Here is a 19,399-nt window from a genome sequence, read left to right on the forward strand (position 1 = left end):
CCCGTACTGCCGATGGTACTGCTGTCACAAGCGGGAGAGTAGGAAGGTGCCACCTGAATGAAATTAACAAAAAGCCTGTCCAGAAGACAGGCTTTTTTGTTGTTAGTTAATAATGTAAAATGCCCATTTTCATTGCGAGAATGGGCATTTTACATTATTGTCAGGTTTGAACCCTTTTTTGGTGAGCTACAAAGATTTCCAGAAATCACTTAATAGTTGCAAGGCTTCATCAACCGAACTAGCAACAAGCAGAAGCTTACGATTTTCGGCTTTCAAGAAGCCATCAGCGACCATACGATCTAGTTGTTGGAGCATTAGATCATAAAAGCCGTTAACGTTAATAACAACGACTGGCCCATCATAAAGCTTAAGTTGTCGCCAAGCTAAAATCTCAAATAATTCGTCGAGTGTACCGTAACCTCCTGGAAGTGTAATAACACCTTTTGCCAACTGCACCATTTTAAACTTTCGTTCGTGCATTGTTTCGACAAAATGTATTTCTGTAAGTGTAGTATGAGCAACTTCGAGATCGGCCAGGAAATTTGGGATTACGCCCGTTACTTCTCCACTACCCTGTAAAACAGCATTAGCGACATTACCCATTAATCCGAAACCACCGCCACCGTAAATCAGGCGAATGTTACGAGCAGCCATCTTTTGCCCAAGCTCAATAGCAACTTCGTTATAAATTGGATTGGTGCCAAGGCTTGATGCACAATAAACAACAATGCTTTGCATAAAAAAAAGACGGTTGTAAGCCGTCTGTGATTAGTGTTAGTAATGGGTTAGTTCGTCTGCCACAGCCTTTACTTTCATTCCATCGAATGTTCCAGAACTCATCAGCAGAAAAATGTAGTCTTCTTTACCTTGTTTAGTTCGTAGATAATCCTGTAAGGAAGCCGCATCAGTAAAAACGTGTAAATTCTTATGATCGAACGCGGCTTTAACTTCCTCAGTTGTGATCAGACTTAGATGATTATCTGCTAATGTTTTCGTATCAATAAATACTACAGCTTCATCTGCAGCATTCATTGTCCCATTATATTGATCCAGGAAGGCTTTGTTTAAGCTGCTAAACGTATGGAGCTCAACAATGGCTATTAATTCTTTAGAAGGATATTGTTGCTTTACAGCTTCCGTTGCCGCTTCAACTTTAGCTGGCGAATGGGCAAAATCACGATAAACAATCCGATTAGCTGATTCTGCGATTTTTTCTAATCTACAACTTACCCCTTTGAAACTTGGGATAGCTTCGTAAAACTGTTCTTCTGTGATGCCAATGCGGTCACAAACAGTCATAGCTCCAGCAACGTTTTTAAGATTATGCTGGCCAAATAACTGAATAGGTATCTGTTTGCCTTGTTTTGTAATTAGATAGGTTTGGCCGTTGATAACTTTGCCCGGATGAGGAAAATATGGGACTTTAGTTATATCATCCCGTTCCTTCTGGCCGATTACGTCAAGCATATCGTCTGACTCATCAAAAATCAGGATACCTGCTTTGGGCATGGCCTCTGCTAATGACTCAAACTGATCAACGTATTCATCCCAGGTTGGGTATAAATTGATGTGATCCCACGCAATCCCATTAATAAGCGCAATATGTGGCTTATAGTGAAGGAATTTTGGGCGTGAATCAATCGGTGACGATGCGTACTCATCCCCTTCAATAATAATTAACGGTGCTGTTGATGATAACTGGACAGTTGTGTCAAACCCATCAATTGGATCACCAATCCAGTAATCGAAGATTCGGTTATGGTATTTCAGCGCGTGCAAAATCATGGCTGCAATCGTCGTTTTGCCGTGACTACCCGCAATAACGATTCGCTGTTTTTGCTGACTCTGTTGATAAATAAACTCGGGATACGAATAAATGGGTAAACCTAATTCGAGTGCTTTCGCCAGCTCAGGATTGTCCTTCCGGGCATGCATGCCAACAATAACGGCATCTAAACCTGTATTGATTTTATCCGGAAACCAACCCATTTCAGCAGGCAGTAGATTATACTGTTGCAGTCGCGTTCGCGAAGGTTCATAAATCGTATCGTCGGAGCCAGTGATCGTGTGGCCTTGTTTCTGTAGGGCTAGTGCCAAGTTGTGCATGGCACTGCCACCGATGGAAATGAAATGAATAGACTGGGGCATTCGATAAATCAGTCAATGTCGATGGGCAAAAGTACGTCTTCTTTTTGGTTTGCCCGATGAACTTAAACAGTGTGCAGATTTTGTATGTTTTGAAACTGTTAAATTTCTACGATTCCCGAATCAAACTGCCTACTTTTTCGTTGACTAGCTTGCGAATAGGCTTTACTTGGAAAGCCGGATTTTCGGGGCCAAATTCGCGCCTATTTTTTTATTAACCAGAACCGCAACAGCGGAAAACCGGACCGCCGGATCACTCATTTTACGCGCTAACCGTAGGGATGAAGACATACTATGATCTGATTGACCAGACGTTTGAATTTCCAACACGGGAATTTAACGTCGAGAACAACGAACTGATGTTCAATAATGTCCCATTAATGGACATTGTCAAGGAGTACGGTACGCCCTTGAAATTGACGTATTTACCGAAAATTACGGAGCATATTGAACATGCCAAATTGCTGTTCAAAAATGCGATGAAGCGGTATAATTACAAAGGGAACTATACCTATTGTTACTGTACGAAATCATCTCATTTTCGGTTTGTACTCGAGGAAGCGCTTAAAAATAATATCCATCTTGAGACATCGTCGGCCTATGACATCCCCATTATTCGGGAGTTGGTTAAGATGGACAAGATTTCCAAGAGTACATATATAGTTTGTAACGGCTATAAGCGGCCTTTGTATACGCAGTACATTAGCGAACTCATCAACGATGGGTTTACAAACTGTATTCCGGTGCTTGATAACCTGAAGGAAATTGAGGCTTATGAAAATTCAATAACTGCCGATACTGTCAATTTCGGTATTCGAATTGCTACGGATGAGGAACCAAACTTTGCGTTCTACACATCCCGTCTTGGAGTTCGGTACAGCGATGTGAATGAACTGTATCGCAATAAAATCCAGCCCAATGAGAAGTTTAAGCTGAAAATGCTCCACTTCTTCATCAACACCGGTATTAAAGACAGCGCCTACTACTGGAGCGAGTTGAGCCGGTTTATGTACAAGTACTGCGAACTGCGGAAGATGTGCCCGGATCTTGATTCAATCGACATTGGTGGTGGTATGCCAATTCAAACGTCGTTCCAGTTCACTTATGATTATCAGGCCATGATTGACCAAATCGTGGAAAGTATTCAGTGGATTTGCAACAAGAACAACGTGCCGGTGCCGCATATTTTCACCGAATTTGGTTCGTATACGGTTGGCGAAAGTGGTGCGGTAATTTATAAAGTGATTGATCAGAAACTACAGAACGACAAAGAGCTGTGGTACATGATTGATGGATCGTTCATTACGCAACTACCTGATTCGTGGGGCTTGGGTCAGAAATACATTATGTTGTCGGTGAATAACTGGGATAATCCTTATCAGAAGGTAAATCTGGGCGGACTGACCTGCGATTCGCACGATTTTTATAATACCGAAGCTCACAGTGCTGACTTGTATCTCCCGATTTTCGATCAGGATACAGAAGATCAGTATATCGGGCTATTTCATACCGGAGCTTATCAGGAATCGTTGGGTGGCTACGGTGGTATCCAGCATTGCCTGATTCCGGCCCCACAGCACGTTATTGTTGATAAGGATGAGGAAGGTAACCTTCGGACTCGTTTGTTCGCTCCTGAGCAAAATAGCGAGGTTATGCTGAAGATTCTAGGCTATGGTGGTGCCGAACCCGGTATGACTGAATTAGAGGCTACAGAAGCCGCTGAAGAGCGCGAAGAGGAAGCCGAACTGTTGAAGGAGGAAAATTAGTCCCGATAAATCGTAAACTGTACAGGTTTTGGCACTATTTTCGTTTAATTATCTGGGTGTTAACGAGACAAACGGACGAACAACTTCATGAAAAAGCTACTGATTCTTGGGACTGTATTAGCTACCCTATCGCTTGGAGCCTGCTCGCGTAAGGCAAATTGTCCCGCCTATGGCAGTGTGCAGACGAAGCCCACACCAACGCAAGTACGAGCGTAAGGAAACGATTATTGACCAATAGTAAAGCCCGAATTATTCACAAATAATTCGGGCTTTACTATTGTGATAGAGTAAAAATTAGGCGTATTCCAGTACAAATCGGGAAGCTTCCAGCAAACTAGTTGCATAACCGTCACACTCGGCTGAATGCTCCGGATCGTGGGCAATACGCACCGTTCGAACACCTACACGCTTACCTGCCTGCATATCGCGTAAAGCATCGCCAATCATCCACGAGCCATCTGGCGCGATGTTGTATTTAGCCATCGCCTTTTCGAGCAGTAACGAACCGGGTTTACGAGTAAGTGATTCGCTGTCGTATTTAGGATGATGGGGACAATAATAAATATCATCAATGAGTTTGCCGCATTGATCCTGCAGGTAGTTATAACAGAGCATGACATCATCCCGCGTGTAGAGACCTTTGGCAATACCCGCCTGGTTTGTGATGACGATCAGCAAATAACCTGCATCTTTTAATAAACGCAATGCTTCCGGTACTCCATCAGGAATGATAAAATCCTCAACGCGATAGACGTAGTCCGTTCGATCTTCGTTCAAAACACCGTCGCGGTCCAGAAAAATACATTTGTTCATTGATGATAGAAAATGATAATCGGCAATAATACAATTATTCGATCAAATAATTGTATTATTGCCTTATAAGTTATTGTTATATTTCCTGAATGGCTAAAATATGGTCATAATCAGGAAGTAAACGGAAGAAAAGCCACTACTAACTACGCTCCTAAATCTCTGAGTCGCTGTTGTAATGCCTGAATTTTAGATTCGGCATCGGCCAGTTTCTGACGCTCGCGCTCAATAATTTCAGGTTTAGCATTAGCAACAAACTTCTCGTTCGATAGTTTTTTTAATACCGAATCGCGGAAGCCAATGTTATACTCCAATTCTTTACGAGTCGTTGCAATTTCCTGCTCCACGTCGATCTCGCCCGCCAGATTGATGAAAAACTCATCGCTCTTAATCAGGAACGAAACGCCCAACGACGATTCACTCTCGACCTTCTCGCTGATATAGCTAATGGTTGACACATTAGCCATTTTCTGAATCAGCGATTCCAGTGCCTCAAATCGTTTTGGGGTAGTTGTTTTTATCGCCAGTGGAAGTTCAGTTTTGGGCGAAATCTGCTTCGAGTTTCGAATATTCCGAACGTTGGAAATGATATCAAACAGCGTCTCAAAATCGGTCAGAATTTGCGAATCAACAGCTCCGGCTTTCGGGAAAGGTGCAATACAGATACTGTCTCCTTCTTTCCGTTCACGAATATCCTGCCAAATTTCTTCGGTAATGAATGGCATGAACGGATGCGCTAATCCCATCAGTTGCTCAAAGAAATTGATAGTAGCCTCATAGGTAGCTTTATCTATGGGTTGTGGTGTACCAGTCGAAGCATCAAAAGCAGGTTTAATTAACTCCAGATACTGTGAACAGAAATCATCCCAGATCAGCTTGTAAACAGCCTGTAACGCGTCGGAAATACGGAACTTGCTGAAATCGTCCTCAATTTGAATCAGCGTTGCGTTCAGTTTCGATTCAAACCAGTTAATAGCCGATTGATTAGTTGTACCATCGATCGATTCATTAACCGTCCAGCCTTTTACTAATCGGAAAGCATTCCAAACTTTGTTACTGAAGTTACGACCCTGCTCTACCAACTTCTCATCGAACATAAGGTCGTTACCAGCCGCTGAACTAAATAGCATACCTGTCCGAACACCATCGGCACCATATTTTTCAATCAGGTCGAGTGGGTCAGGCGAATTACCCAACGATTTCGACATCTTACGCCCCAGCTTATCACGGACAATGCCCGTCAGGTAAACGTTCTTGAATGGCGCTTCTCCCCGGTACTCGTAGCCTGCGATAATCATCCGGGCGACCCAGAAAAACAGGATTTCAGGCGCTGTAACCAGATCGTTCGTTGGATAGTAATAATTAATATCGGCATTGTTCGGATCTTTCAATCCATCGAATACTGATATAGGCCACAGCCACGACGAGAACCAGGTATCCAAAACGTCTTCGTCCTGCGTCAGATCGGCTTCGGTCATGGCGAAAAGCAGCATTTCGTGCTGTACTTTTTCCAGAGCCTCGTGTTTGTTTTTTGCCACGATGACTGTTCCATCCTGCATATAGAACGCTGGAATCCGCTGTCCCCACCACAATTGCCGACTGATACACCAGTCATGTACGTTCTCCATCCAGGACCGGTACATGTTCTTGAACTTGGGTGGAACCAGTTGAATGGTATCGTCCATGACGTTCTTGAGCGCAGGTTTCGACAGTTCGTCCATTTTCAGGAACCACTGCAACGACAGCTTAGGCTCAATAACGGCACCTGTTCGCTCCGAAGTACCAACGTTTGATTTATAATCTTCGGTTTTTACCAGATTACCCGATTCTTCCAGCAACTTAATAATCGCCTTCCGAGCTGCAAATCGATCCATTCCGACCAGAATCTGCGCTTTCTCATTCAGCGTACCGTCGTCGTTCAGTGTATCCAGAACAGGCAGGTTATGCTTAATGCCCAACGCGTAGTCATTCGGATCGTGGGCAGGCGTAACTTTCAGGCCGCCCGTTCCAAAATCCATCGTTACGTACTCATCAGTAATAATGGGAATTTCGCGATTAATGAGCGGAATGATGGCTTTTTTACCATGCAGATGCGTGTATCGCTCATCATTTGGATTGACCGCAATCGCTGCATCGGCCATGATCGTTTCTGGCCGAACCGTAGCAATAGTAATATAGCTCGGGGCATGGGGCAAGGAGCCGGGCCTTTGTTCGTTCCCTGCTCCTTGCTCCCTGCTCCCTGCTATCTCGTACTGAATGTAGACCAGCTTTTGCTGAATTTCTTTCGTGATAACTTCTTCGTCAGAAACGGCCGTTTTGCCTTGCGGGTCCCAGTTCACCATACGGACACCCCGATAAATCTGGCCTTTGTTGTAGAGGTCAACAAATACGTCGATAACCGAGTCGTGCAGAGACGGCTCCATGGTAAAACGAGTGCGATCCCAATCGCAGGAGGCACCAAGCTTACGAAGTTGCTGTAGAATGATACCACCGTATTTGTGAGTCCATTCCCATGCATATTCCAGAAACTCTTCTCGTGTTAATTCCTTCTTACTAATGCCTCTTTCTTTCAGCATAGCCACCACTTTCGCTTCGGTAGCGATGCTGGCATGGTCGGTGCCGGGTACCCAACAAGCATTTTTGCCTTCCATACGCGCTTTACGAACCAGCACGTCCTGGATGGTATTGTTGAGCATGTGGCCCATATGCAGTACGCCCGTTACGTTCGGAGGTGGGATGACGACCGTGTAAGGCTCTCGATCATCGGGTGTAGACTTGAAAAATTGGTTATCAAGCCAATATTGATACCATTTTTCTTCAATCTCCTGGGGGGCATATGTCTTTGAAATCATAATCTATGAAAACCCTATCGCGTTCTACTACTATGAACAAAATTCATACAGTAAATAGCGACTTGGGAGTTATGGATAAACCACAAAATTAGTTAAATTGGATAGGGGGAAAAAACGAAAGCGGGTCTTTGCCAGTTTTATCGCTACACTTCTCCAACATAGGTATGGAATTTGGAAAAATACAGAACCCTGATGCCGTAAATTTTACCCTGCCTCCCGGTTCGGCGTTCAACGCACGAATCTGGGCCGCCGTTGAACCAACGCATCGGCCTATAGTCTCTATTGGTGGCCCTATCTGGGCTAACAAAGACTATGTCGGGAAGGTATATCCGTCGAATGCCAAAGAGCGCGATTTTCTGCATTATTACACGCGCCAGTTCAATACAATCGAGCTAAACCTAACGCATTATCAAATTCCGACGGCGGGAATGATCGAGCGTTGGAAAGCCGAAGCTGCGCCGGGGTTTACTTATTGCCCCAAATTTCCGCAGATTATCAGTCATGAACGACAATTGATTGCTACAGAAGGGCTTACTGAAGAATTTATCAATGCCGTTTTGAATCTGGAAGAATTTCTGGGAATGACATTTTTGCAACTGCCGCCCAATTTCGGACCTGATAAATGGCCTGTCTTACAAACTTATCTCAAAAGCCTGCCCGATGAACTAGACGCAGCTGTTGAGTTCCGGCACCCGGATTGGTTCAGTAAGGCAACGGTCTGGCAACAGACGCTCGAACGATTACATTTACTACGTCGTCATGTCGTTATTACCGATGTAGCGGGTCGGCGTGATGTCTTGCACATGGGTTTAAGCAGTCCTGTACTAACACTACGATTCATCGCCAACGAAGGCCACCCTACAGATTATACCCGCACCGACGCTTGGATTCAACGATTGAAAACCTGGTTTGAAAAGGGTCTACAAACAGCCTACTTATTTATCCACGGTGGGGGTGATAACGACACAGCCCCAGAGTTGATCCTGTACTGGATTCGCGAATTAAACAAGCATTGCGGTCTGAATCTCCGCGAGCCAGTCTTGCAACCCAAAGTTGTACAAGGGAGTTTGTTTTGATTAATATTGTAGCAATGAACTATAAAGAACGAATTGAGTCTGACCATCGGGTAATGCTTGGTAAACCTGTTGTTAAAGGGACTCGCATTACCGTCGAGTTATTGCTCCGTAAATTGTCGGAAGGGGCCACAACACCTGATCTGCTAAAAATGTATCCACATCTTCAGGAAGCGGATGTTATGGCTGCCCTTATGTATGCGTCTGATGTACTGGCAAACGAAGAAGTAATTATGTTGAAAGCCGCATGATTATAGCGGACGAAAACATTGACCATAGCCTTATTTCGTCTATTCGCGATTTAGGAATTGAGGTATATTCTGTATATGAATCAAACCGGGGGATTCGCGATGAAGCTGTAATTGAATCATCTCGCAATCCGCCCCGTATTATTCTGACGGAAGACAAAGATTTTGGTGAGTGGGTATTTGCCCATAATGTAAAAGGAATTAGTGTCCTGTTTCTCCGATATCATTTCAAGGAAACAGAAGTCATGCGTCAAGTACTAACCCAGTTGCTTTCAGAACGTCTTACGGAGTTAATAGGTTGTTTTACGACCGTAACAATTCAGAAAATCAGAATTCGGCGAATCAATTGACTCAGCGCAAAAGTCTAAATACCTCCAAAAGAGTTTGTTTTGATTTACAATCCCAAGCTTTTACCTTTGCCCTATGATTTTAGCAATCACAAACCATCGGCATCATCATTCTGAGCGGTAGCGCAGCAGAACAAGATGCTCGTGTTTGTGAATTCGGAGAGATAATTCTGATTACCACAATATACAAAGCCCGGTTCTGCGAAGGAGCCGGGCTTTTTGCTTTATGAAAACCGTCATTATCAAATACAACGCGGGTAACGTTCAGTCCGTCATGTACGCGCTGGAGCGCCTGGGAGCCAGTTACCTGCTCACCGACGATGAAGCTGAAATTCGCTCGGCCGATAAAGTGATTTTTCCCGGCGTGGGCGAAGCCAGCACGGCGATGGCCTATCTGCGGGAACGCGGAATGGATAAGTTGATTCCGTCATTGAAACAACCGGTATTGGGAACCTGTGTAGGTATGCAACTTATGTGTCGGTATTCGGAGGAGAACGACACGACCTGCATGGGTATTTTCGATATTGATGTTCGGCGGTTTCCATCAGACGCTGGCTTGAAAGTGCCTCATATGGGCTGGAATAATATTCACAGCCTAAAAGGCCAGCTTACGGAAGGCGTGCCAGAAAACGCATATATGTACTTTGTGCATAGCTATGCGGCCGATGTTTGCGCCGAAACTACAGCTGTCTGTGATTACGTCCGACCATTCAGTGCCATGTTGCATCGGGATAATTTTTATGCCGCTCAATTTCACGCTGAAATTAGTGGAAACGTTGGCCAACAGATTCTGGATAATTTTTTGAAACTGTAACGCGGCCGGGCTGGCGTTCCAGCATTTTGGCCGTATGTCATTTAATAGGCGGACAGAATGTCCGCGTTACTTATGTATATCATTCCCGCAATTGACATTATCGAAGGCAAGGCCGTCCGCTTAACACAGGGCGACTACAGCCAGAAAAAAGAATACAATGCCCGCCCTCTGGAAGTGGCGAAGCAATTTGAAGATGCCGGCCTGACGCGGCTACATTTGGTTGATCTGGATGGCGCGAAAGAAAAGCGCGTCATCAACTGGAAGGTATTGGAGCTGATCGCATCCAAAACCAGCCTGCACGTTGATTTTGGCGGAGGGGTTCAATCTGACGATGATTTACGGATGGTGTTCGAATGTGGTGCTAAGCAGGTAACGGGTGGAAGCATTGCCGTAAAGCAACCCGATGTACTGGAACGCTGGCTCTCGCAACATGGACCGGATAAAATTATTCTGGGTGCCGATGCTAAGAACGAGAAAATTGCGGTGAGTGGTTGGGAAGAAGGTACCGAAGTCTGGATTTATGACTTTCTGGAAAAATGGACCGAAAAAGGCATAAAATATGTCATCAGCACCGATGTTGCTAAGGATGGTCTTTTGCAAGGCCCTTCGTTCGACTTGTACCGTAACATGCAGGATCAATTTCCTGATCTGAACATCATTGCCAGCGGTGGGGTCAGTAATATGGCTGATATCGAAATGCTGGCTGATATGGACGTTTTCGGCGTTATTGTCGGAAAAGCGATCTATGAAGGAAGGGTGACGTTGAAGCAGCTGTCAGACATCCACAATCTGTAAATACGATAACAGTGAAACGGGCATCACTAATACTATGCTTTTTTCTTCTACTTACTGTAGAAGCGTTTGCTAGTGCCTTATCAGATTCGACAGCGAAAAATTTGTACCCAAAATTAGCGGAACAGATAGGGTTGAAATATCCTGACCTAAAAGAAGATGAGTACGAAGTGCGGATTTGGTATCGTGCAGGGTTACTATATGGTGACTCGCAAACGGCTTATGTATTGCACAAAACAGAGAAGCGATTCACAATAGTAAAGTATATAATACAGTCGAATCAGCAAGGATTTCAGTTTGCTAAACGGCGGAAACCAAAAGTTACCATTACGCCAACTTTATGGCAACGGTTTTTGAGACAAAATATCTTGACCTTGCCGAATGAATCCATTGTATTTGATCGATTATATCCTAAACCAAAACCGCGTCCGCCTATAGATACAGTTGGCGCTGGAATGCAAGCAGATGGGAGTTTTACGGTTAAAGGGTATAAGCCGGAAAGAAGACGGAGCCTTTTTACAGATGGAGACGGATATTCATTTGAGTTGTTCGGGCCATCTAATTATCGTGTTTATCATTACAGTAACCCAGACGCTTATCTTAAAGATGACCCTCAATGCGAAGAGTTACAGAATGTAGTTGGTATTTTAGATGATTTGAGTTTACTATTTCGCACTGATAAGATAGGTCGAGAGAAGGCTAAGGTGATAAACGAAGAATAAAAATGAACCAGCAATACTCCATCAGTGCCGATAAAACCAAACTTGACCTGGAAGTCATTCACCGTTTTCTGAGTGAGGAAGCGTATTGGAGTCTTAATATTCCGCTTGAGATTGTCCAGCGTTCAATTGAGAATTCGCTTTGTTTTGGCGTTTACAAGGAGGAAAACCAAGTTGGTTTTGCACGGGTAGTTACGGATACGGCCACATTCGGGTACTTGGCCGATGTATTTATCCTGCCCGAACACCGGGGAAAGGGGTTATCGAAACAATTGGTAGCATATATCATGGCTTATCCATCCTTACAAGGCTTGCGTCGTATCATGCTTGTTACGCGGGATGCTCACGGATTGTACGAGCAATTTGGCTTCCGAACAATTGATACCCCCGAAAATACCATGTCCATTAAAGCTTTTACTGCCTACTAATGCTTACTAAACGAATTATTCCCTGCCTCGATATAAAAGACGGTCGCACAGTAAAAGGCACCAACTTTGTGAACCTGCGCGACGCTGGCGATCCGGTAGCACTTGCCGCTGTTTATGCTCATCAAGGTGCTGATGAGTTGGTTTTTCTGGATATTACGGCTACCGTAGATGGACGCAAAACGCTAATTGAGCTGGTTCGGAATGTTGCTCACACGATTAATATTCCATTTACCGTCGGAGGAGGTATATCATCTGTGGCGGATGTGTCAGCGCTTCTCAATGCCGGTGCCGACAAAATTTCCATCAATTCTTCGGCCGTACGAAATCCAGATCTGGTCAACGAACTGGCGTTGGAATTTGGTAGTCAATGCATCGTAGTAGCCATTGACACGCGCTATGTCAATGACGAACACATCGTTCACACACATGGTGGGCGTAAACCTACCGAACTTCGCACCATTGCCTGGGCGAAAGAAGTGGAAGACCGGGGGGCAGGTGAAATTCTGCTCACCTCAATGGATACCGATGGTACAAAGGCTGGTTTTGCGCTTGAGTTGACGGCCCAGATTTCGGGAGCCGCTAACATTCCAGTTATTGCCTCGGGTGGTGCTGGCTCAATGGAGCATTTCGTGGATGTTTTTACAACCGGAAAAGCCGACGCTGGACTGGCCGCCAGTATTTTCCACTTTAAAGAAATCGAAATCCCAGCCCTGAAAGGCTATTTGCGGGAAAAAGGAATTGAAATGCGGATTTGATTATTGTACCACGGACTTCAGTCCGTAATCTGCCTGATACGGACTGAAGTCCGTGGTACCAGGCTCAAAACTTGAATCCTAATTCCAGCGAAACAACACGGTTTTTAGAAATCAAATTATTATCGCGGGCTACATTGATAAGCCCGCGCTGATAACTCATACCCAGGTTAAAAGCGTTGTTCTGGTTGATTTTATATTGTATACCCGCTCCGAGCAATAACTCAACATCCCCAAATCCGTACTGCCGACGACTACCCCCGCTTTCGGCGGTATACAGTCCGTTTCGGGCCTCATCAAGTGCCTTTTCGGCCAGTTTGATGCTGAACAAACCGCCCGTTTGAATATATAATCGCATGTCTGGTGCAATGTTGTTGGCAAACATTTTTACCGTGGCTGGAATTTGTAAATACTGCAAATTATAGACCGATTCTTTTTCGGGTGCGCCCGGATTCCATACACTTGAGCCAAACGTACCGGGCATTTGAAAACCAGATCGTTTGATGGTATACCAAAGCCCCGAACTAAAGGCGTAGCGATCTTTGAAGAAAAAGTAATCGAGCGAAGGTCCAACACTCATCCGAATCCCTACGCCGTTCGAGCGGAAGCCTGCATAAGTCCCCGTTCCCTGGGCGGTATTCAGATCGAGCGAGGGAGCAAACCGGATGCTCATTTCGATGAGATGACTTACCCAGGAATAATCTGGGCCTGAGCCAAATCCGTTATTTTCGGTTTGTTCGCCCGTTTGCTGTTTTCGACGACGGCGTTTTCGATCATCGTCGTACTCTTTACGATTTTTATCTTGCCCATCGTAATTATCACCCAGAATTTTACGAAATCGTCGTTCTGTAACGTTCGATTCTTTAGTACGCATCTTGTATAAGGCGGGTGATGTTGACTGAGCCCAACCGTGGCTAATTGTCAGGATGACCAAAATCAAACCGAACCCTGCAACTTTTTTCATAATTTTGCACGTTTTCTATATTGAAAACTCGTGATTTTCATGCGAATACACACAGCCCTTGTGGGGCTTTTTTGCTTATTTTTATTGGCTTCGTGTACTAAAAACGAAGACATTACACTTATCCGGTTCGACCAGCAACTTTTCGCCGGTAAATCACCCGAGCAGATTAAAACATTGCTGAACCAGAATCCGGCTGTCGCTCAATTGTACTTTAACGCGAATGGAGCCGGAAATGATACAGCCCTCGTTCATGAATTGACCAACCGGGTCAATAACCCAGCTCTCAACGAACTCAATACCCAGATTCAGGGCGAGTTTGGCGATATGACTGATTTACGCAGTCAATTGGCCCAAGCCTTTACAAACATAAAAAAAGACTTTCCCGATTTCCACTCTCCCAAAGTTGTAACCGTTATGACGGGCTTCTTTGGGCCTGATCTGGTGGTTACGGATAGTCTAATCGTTATCGGTCTCGATTATTTCGCGGGTCCGAAAGCGAAATACCGACCACAAGGTCCTGAGTATCCGCAATACATTCTGCGTCGCTACGCGAAGGAATATATTGTTCCCGCTATAGTTTTCGCGATATCTGATAAATACAATGCCACGAACCGGGCCGACCAAACGATGCTGGCCGATATGGTATATTATGGCAAAGGTTATGTATTTACGAAAACAATGTTGCCTGATGTTGGGGGCGAACCCATCGCCGACAGCCTTGTTATCGGTTATTCAGACAAACAACTAACTCAAACGTTTAATGCACAGGATATTGTTTGGGGGCATTTTATTGATAATCAGTTGTTGTATCAGACCAACCCGGCGATAAAACAGCGATATTTGAATGAACGACCTTTCACTGCTGAAATTGGCCCGGATTGTCCCGGCGCTATCGGGCGTTGGCTCGGTTGGCGGATTGTGGGTCGGTATCACGACGAGCATAGTGGCGTAAGCATTGCCGATTTGATGCGCAATGCCGATGCCCGGCAAATTTTTGAACAATCAGGATATAAAGGACAAAAAGAATAATGCAGGTGGTGTCGGGTTCTCAAACCCGACGCTATTTAATGTCGGGTTTGAGAACCCGACACCACGAAACAATGGCAAAGCGAGGAGGAAATTTTGGCGAAGCAGCCAACGAAGAAGATAAAAAGAGATTTAGTAAAGAAGGGTTCAAAAAGGCCCTGAATATATTCCGGTTTGTAAAACCGTATCGGTTTCAATACATTATTGGGTTTGTATTCCTGATTTTATCGACGGGCACAACTATGAGCTTCGGGCTGCTCATTGGCCAGATTACCAGCGTTATTCAGGGAAAATCGGCGTTTACCTTAAATCAGGTAACACTATTTTTTGTGGGCGTACTAATTGCGCAGGCGGTTTTTTCGTTCTTCCGGATTTACTTTTTCTCGCAGGTAAGCGAGCGGGCCATGGCCGATGTACGCCAAGCCACCTATAGCAAAATTATTACGCTGCCAGTTCGATTTTTTGAACAACGTCGCGTTGGTGAATTAACCAGTCGCATCTCTGCCGATATCTCGCAGCTACAGGATGTACTAACCTTAACCGTGGCCGAGTTATTTCGCCAGGTTGGTACGCTGACAATCGGTACAGCCATCATTTTTTATGTTTCCTGGAAACTGACCCTGTTCATGCTGGCGACCTTCCCAGTTATCATCGTAGCGGCCATGTTCTTTGGTCGGTTCATCCGGAAACTGTCGAAGCAGGCGCAGGATTTACTGGCCGAGGCCAATATCATCGTCGAAGAAACGCTTCAGTCGGTGAATGTGGTGAAGGCGTTTACGAACGAAAAACTGGAAATCAATCGCTATGGAACAGCGTTGCAACGGGTTGTGGGTACGGCACTGCGGGCGGCCCGATTCCGGGGCGTGTTTGTATCGTTTGTGATTTTCGCTCTCTTTGGAGGAATCATCGGTGTCGTTTGGTTTGGCGGATCGCTGGTTATGGCTGGCGAAATGCCGTTTGCTGACTTACTGACCTTTATTGTTTATACAACTTTCATTGGTGGCTCGGTAGCAGGTATGGGTGATTTATACGCCCAGTTGCAGCGGACGATTGGCTCCTCGGAGCGGGTTCTGGAAATTCTGGACGAACCATCGGAAGTGAATGCGAATGAAGAAACACCGCTGTTTGTGCCCGTGCATGGCCACGTTCAGTTCAACGATGTGCGATTTGCCTATCCATCCCGTCCTGAAATCCCCGTCTTAAAAGGCATCTCGTTCGATGTCGCTGCCGGACGAAAAATTGCGTTGGTTGGCCAGAGTGGTGCCGGAAAATCGACTATCGTTCAATTGCTGATGCGCTATTATCAAATCGGCGGTGGGCAAATTACAGTGGATGATCGCGATCTGGCCGGTTTCAATGTGACAGAATTACGGAAAAACATTGCTGTTGTGCCTCAGGAAGTGATGCTGTTTGGGGGTACCATTCTGGAAAATATTCAATACGGTAAACCCGGTGCTACCGAAGCCGAAATACGGGAAGCTGCTCGTAAAGCCAATGCACTTCAATTTATTGAATCTTTCCCGGACGGGTTGCAAACCATTGTTGGCGAACGGGGTGTTAAATTATCAGGAGGTCAACGGCAACGGATTGCTATTGCCCGCGCTATTTTGAAAGACCCCGCCATTTTAATTCTGGATGAAGCCACGAGTTCACTCGATGCCGAATCGGAACGGCTGGTACAGGAAGCGCTGGACGTATTGATGCAGAACCGGACAACGATCATTATCGCCCACCGACTGGCAACGATCCGGAAAGTAGATCGAATTTATGTGATGCGCGAAGGCCAGATTGCCGAGTCGGGTACGCACGACGAGTTGGCGATTCAGGAAGATGGCATCTACGCAAATCTGGTTAAATTGCAGTTTGAGATAACAGAATAAATATGGTATTCTGTTTTAGGTTTACGGTAGCTGACGCGAGAGTAGCTGACGCACCAGCTACTGTAAACCTAAAACCGTAAACCTAAAATTAACCATGACACTAGCCGAAAAAACCCTGAAAGACTTCAGCCTCCGCCACACCAATGGCCGCGAGGAGGTACTGGATTTGTTTCTGAACGCCGGTCATGCGCTGGCGCACAACGATGTGGAAAACGGCCTTGGCCCCGACCACGATCGGGTTACGATTTACCGAACACTGCGCACGTTTTTAGATAAAGGACTCTTGCACAAAGTCCTTGATGATGAAGGAGGGACGAAGTATGCCCTTTGCCGCGAGCGCTGTGCCGATGGCCACCATCATCATGATCATGTTCATTTTAAGTGCGAAGCTTGTGGGCAAACGACCTGTCTGGATCAGGTTAGCATTCCATCGGTTGCGCTTCCAGAAGGCTATAACCGAAAAGAAATGAACTTACTCATTCAAGGCGTTTGCCTGGATTGTAATAAATAATGCGGCCGGGCTGGCGTACCAGTGGAAACCCGCGATTTTCAATACAATCGCGGGTGGAAACCCGCGTTACTAAAATGCTTACCGAAACCACTTTTCAAGACCGTCAACAACAATTCAGTAAGGCCGAACAAGCCGCTCAACGTCAGCATAATCAACTGGCGTTTTGGCGGCTTGTCTGGTTTATAGGCAGTGTTGCCGCTGTTTGGCTCCTTATTCGGCTCGATTATCAATTAGGAGCTGTACTCGTTGTTTTAGCGGGTATAGTTGGCTTTCTGGTCTTGTTGAAAAAGCACCAGTCTGTTCGACGTGAGCGCGATTTGAACCATCAACTGGTATTTATTAACCAAGACGAAGCTGCCCGGCTCAAACGACAATATTTGCGCCCCGAAACCGGCGACTTGTTTGGCAGTCAAACACATTATTACTCGGGAGATCTGGATGTGTTTGGGAAGCATTCACTTTTTCGATTGCTTAATCGAACACATACTTACGAAGGACAAAGCCGATTGGCAGCATGGCTCAAGGCTCCTTCTAATCCTGATGCCATTCGACTCCGTCAACAAGCCGTTACGGAACTAAAACCTCAACTCGATTGGCGACAACAACTGGAAGCTCTGGCTACTATAGAAGAAACGGTTGGCCGCTCGCCTGATGCGTTGGTCAAGTGGGCGATAGCGAAAACAACTCCGTTACCGGGCTACCTAAATGCCGTCCGTTTTTTATTCCCAGTCATTACGTTAGGCTTATTTATAGCTTGGTTACTGGGCTATGTACCTGGAACAGCCGTACTATTAGGGTTAGCCGTTCATGGTCTGGTGCTTAGTCAGACTTCAGCAAAAGCGAAGGAGGTAAGTGAACAAACCTTCGAGATTTCGGCCGCTTTACGAGCATTTCAATCACTCATTAAGCAAGCTGAGCAAGTGAAAGGCGATTCGGTTCGCTTACGGGCTATTCGGGAGGCACTGACATCAAAAGACCGTTCAGCATCCGAAGCGATTGGTCTGCTCAGTCAGCTAACCGAAGGGCTGAATTACCGACGAAATCCTTATTTCTTTCTTCTGTTCGGAATTGCTACCCTGTGGGATATTCATTACCTATTCCGGCTCGAACGTTGGCGGCAGCAGTATGGTCCTGACCTGAGTCGTTGGTTTAAAGCATTAGGTGAACTCGAAGCGCTCAATAGTTTAACTGGCTTTGCCTACGCCCATCCGACGTACACAACGCCCGATACTGTTGATGATGAGTTGCTGTTGGATTTTACACAAGCGTCTCATCCATTACTGCCTCCAGATCGTAGTGTGGCTAATTCACTTACCCTGAGTGGTGCTGGCCAAACGATATTGATTACTGGGTCGAATATGTCGGGCAAAAGTACGTTTCTGCGTACGGTTGGTGCCAATGTCGTGCTGGCACTGGCAGGAGCCGTTGTGAGCGCCGAACGATTCTGGTGCTCGCCTGTTCGCGTATTTACAAGCATGCGCACACAAGATTCGCTCGAAGAAAGCACATCATCGTTCTACGCCGAATTAAAGCGATTACAAACACTTATTGGTCTGACAAAGCAAACAACTGCATCTGCAGATCAAAATAGCTCTCCACAAGATCGTTTGCCTCAGGATCGCCTGCCGGTCCTTTATTTTCTGGATGAAATTCTGAAGGGCACTAACTCCGCCGATCGCCATCGTGGGGCCGAAGCCCTCATTCGGCAGTTGCATCAAACAAACGCTTCAGGTTTTGTTTCTACGCATGACCTCGAATTAGGTCAACTTACAGATGCCGATAATTTTGTGCGCAATTTCCATTTCCAGTCTGACCTTCATGATGGTGAGCTAGTATTCGATTACAAGCTTCGGAATGGTATCTGCGAGAGTTTCAACGCCAGTCAGCTGATGAAAGCGATTGGTATTGAAATGGATGCCGTTAAGAAATAAAGCTATCGAACAGAATATAACTTTATGTCATATTTATGGGCTTTCTATAAAGCTAAAACAACCCCTGTGAGTACTTGTTAGATAGTACGAAAGCAGTATATTTGCCTCACAAAAAAACAGTATGCTTGCATACTGTTTTTTTGTGATTGATAAAAGGGTATGCTGAAGAGCCAACTAATCACCAATGGAACTAAGATAGAGGCAATAAAAAAGCCTTCTCAATTGAGAAGGCTTAACGTTAGGGTGGTGGTGATGGACGGAATCGAACCGCCGACACAAGGATTTTCAGTCCTTTGCTCTACCAACTGAGCTACATCACCCTGAAACGTGGGTGCAAAAGT

General features: G+C 45.4%; 19 protein-coding genes and 1 tRNA gene. 14 read left to right on the forward strand and 6 right to left on the reverse strand.

What is annotated here, in order from left to right; genetic code table 11:
• Positions 1–186 precede the first annotated feature (186 nt).
• Together ACYVGR_RS17675 and ACYVGR_RS17680 are read right to left on the reverse strand one after the other, a co-directional pair.
• Positions 187–738, reverse strand: a complete 552-nt coding sequence (locus ACYVGR_RS17675; protein WP_460959030.1) for an LOG family protein — start codon at positions 736–738, stop codon at positions 187–189.
• Positions 739–774: 36 nt separating this feature from the next.
• Positions 775–2,148, reverse strand: a complete 1,374-nt coding sequence (locus ACYVGR_RS17680) for a UDP-N-acetylmuramate--L-alanine ligase (RefSeq protein ID WP_460959032.1) — start codon at positions 2,146–2,148, stop codon at positions 775–777.
• Between the two features lie 278 nt (positions 2,149–2,426).
• Between ACYVGR_RS17680 and ACYVGR_RS17685 the strand changes: the two genes are divergently transcribed.
• Both ACYVGR_RS17685 and ACYVGR_RS17690 read left to right on the forward strand, forming a co-directional pair.
• Entirely contained in the window at positions 2,427–3,911 is a 1,485-nt protein-coding gene (locus ACYVGR_RS17685; RefSeq protein WP_460959034.1) for a type III PLP-dependent enzyme domain-containing protein, read from the forward strand.
• A gap of 87 nt (positions 3,912–3,998) precedes the next feature.
• On the forward strand, positions 3,999–4,127 hold the full coding sequence (locus ACYVGR_RS17690; protein ID WP_460959036.1) for a hypothetical protein: 129 nt from the start codon (positions 3,999–4,001) through the stop codon (positions 4,125–4,127).
• Between the two features lie 78 nt (positions 4,128–4,205).
• Here ACYVGR_RS17690 and ACYVGR_RS17695 read toward each other — a convergent pair whose 3' ends face one another.
• Both ACYVGR_RS17695 and ACYVGR_RS17700 read right to left on the reverse strand, forming a co-directional pair.
• Positions 4,206–4,724: a D-glycero-alpha-D-manno-heptose-1,7-bisphosphate 7-phosphatase gene (locus tag ACYVGR_RS17695; protein ID WP_460959038.1), complete on the reverse strand. Its 519-nt coding sequence runs from the start codon at positions 4,722–4,724 to the stop codon at positions 4,206–4,208.
• 143 nt (positions 4,725–4,867) lie between these two features.
• Entirely contained in the window at positions 4,868–7,573 is a 2,706-nt protein-coding gene (locus ACYVGR_RS17700) for a valine--tRNA ligase (RefSeq protein ID WP_460959040.1), read from the reverse strand.
• Between the two features lie 164 nt (positions 7,574–7,737).
• On the opposite strand from ACYVGR_RS17700, the gene ACYVGR_RS17705 reads away from it, so the two are divergent.
• The 8 genes from ACYVGR_RS17705 to hisF all read left to right on the forward strand — a co-directional run bounded on the left by ACYVGR_RS17705 (position 7,738) and on the right by hisF (position 12,749).
• Positions 7,738–8,649: a DUF72 domain-containing protein gene (locus tag ACYVGR_RS17705; protein ID WP_460959042.1), complete on the forward strand. Its 912-nt coding sequence runs from the start codon at positions 7,738–7,740 to the stop codon at positions 8,647–8,649.
• Between the two features lie 14 nt (positions 8,650–8,663).
• Positions 8,664–8,897, forward strand: a complete 234-nt coding sequence (locus ACYVGR_RS17710) for a DUF433 domain-containing protein (protein ID WP_182459463.1) — start codon at positions 8,664–8,666, stop codon at positions 8,895–8,897.
• Positions 8,894–9,244, forward strand: coding sequence for a DUF5615 family PIN-like protein (locus ACYVGR_RS17715; protein WP_182459464.1), 351 nt, complete (start codon positions 8,894–8,896; stop codon positions 9,242–9,244). Before ACYVGR_RS17710 ends, ACYVGR_RS17715 begins: the two co-directional genes overlap by 4 nt.
• Before the next feature lie 223 nt (positions 9,245–9,467).
• Positions 9,468–10,055, forward strand: coding sequence for an imidazole glycerol phosphate synthase subunit HisH (gene hisH / locus ACYVGR_RS17720; RefSeq protein WP_460959045.1), 588 nt, complete (start codon positions 9,468–9,470; stop codon positions 10,053–10,055).
• A gap of 72 nt (positions 10,056–10,127) precedes the next feature.
• A complete protein-coding gene (gene hisA, locus ACYVGR_RS17725; protein WP_460959047.1) occupies positions 10,128–10,850 on the forward strand; it encodes a 1-(5-phosphoribosyl)-5-[(5-phosphoribosylamino)methylideneamino]imidazole-4-carboxamide isomerase in 723 nt (240 codons plus the stop codon).
• Positions 10,851–10,861: 11 nt separating this feature from the next.
• On the forward strand, positions 10,862–11,569 hold the full coding sequence (locus ACYVGR_RS17730) for a hypothetical protein (RefSeq protein ID WP_460959049.1): 708 nt from the start codon (positions 10,862–10,864) through the stop codon (positions 11,567–11,569).
• Between the two features lie 2 nt (positions 11,570–11,571).
• Positions 11,572–11,994 (forward strand): GNAT family N-acetyltransferase, encoded by a 423-nt coding sequence (locus ACYVGR_RS17735; protein ID WP_460959051.1) that lies wholly within the window; start codon positions 11,572–11,574, stop codon positions 11,992–11,994.
• Complete coding sequence (gene hisF / locus ACYVGR_RS17740) at positions 11,994–12,749, forward strand: imidazole glycerol phosphate synthase subunit HisF (RefSeq protein ID WP_460959053.1); 756 nt, start codon at positions 11,994–11,996, stop codon at positions 12,747–12,749. The genes ACYVGR_RS17735 and hisF overlap by 1 nt, the downstream gene beginning before the upstream one ends.
• Positions 12,750–12,813: 64 nt before the next feature.
• Here hisF and ACYVGR_RS17745 read toward each other — a convergent pair whose 3' ends face one another.
• Positions 12,814–13,710: a porin family protein gene (locus ACYVGR_RS17745; protein ID WP_460959055.1), complete on the reverse strand. Its 897-nt coding sequence runs from the start codon at positions 13,708–13,710 to the stop codon at positions 12,814–12,816.
• A gap of 39 nt (positions 13,711–13,749) precedes the next feature.
• Between ACYVGR_RS17745 and ACYVGR_RS17750 the strand changes: the two genes are divergently transcribed.
• The 4 genes from ACYVGR_RS17750 to ACYVGR_RS17765 all read left to right on the forward strand — a co-directional run bounded on the left by ACYVGR_RS17750 (position 13,750) and on the right by ACYVGR_RS17765 (position 19,058).
• Complete coding sequence (locus tag ACYVGR_RS17750; protein WP_460959057.1) at positions 13,750–14,739, forward strand: gliding motility protein GldB-related protein; 990 nt, start codon at positions 13,750–13,752, stop codon at positions 14,737–14,739.
• Positions 14,740–14,810: 71 nt separating this feature from the next.
• Complete coding sequence (locus ACYVGR_RS17755) at positions 14,811–16,616, forward strand: ABC transporter ATP-binding protein (RefSeq protein WP_460959059.1); 1,806 nt, start codon at positions 14,811–14,813, stop codon at positions 16,614–16,616.
• A 94-nt stretch (positions 16,617–16,710) separates the two neighbouring features.
• Entirely contained in the window at positions 16,711–17,127 is a 417-nt protein-coding gene (locus ACYVGR_RS17760; protein WP_460959061.1) for a Fur family transcriptional regulator, read from the forward strand.
• A 74-nt stretch (positions 17,128–17,201) separates the two neighbouring features.
• Positions 17,202–19,058 carry a MutS-related protein gene (locus ACYVGR_RS17765; RefSeq protein ID WP_460959063.1) on the forward strand — a complete coding sequence of 619 codons (1,857 nt, stop codon included), beginning with the start codon at positions 17,202–17,204 and terminating at the stop codon, positions 19,056–19,058.
• 244 nt (positions 19,059–19,302) lie between these two features.
• Here ACYVGR_RS17765 and ACYVGR_RS17770 read toward each other — a convergent pair.
• Positions 19,303–19,378 (reverse strand) — tRNA-Phe (locus tag ACYVGR_RS17770).
• Positions 19,379–19,399: the final 21 nt, after the last annotated feature.

It is taken from the genome of Spirosoma litoris (genome assembly GCF_054776755.1).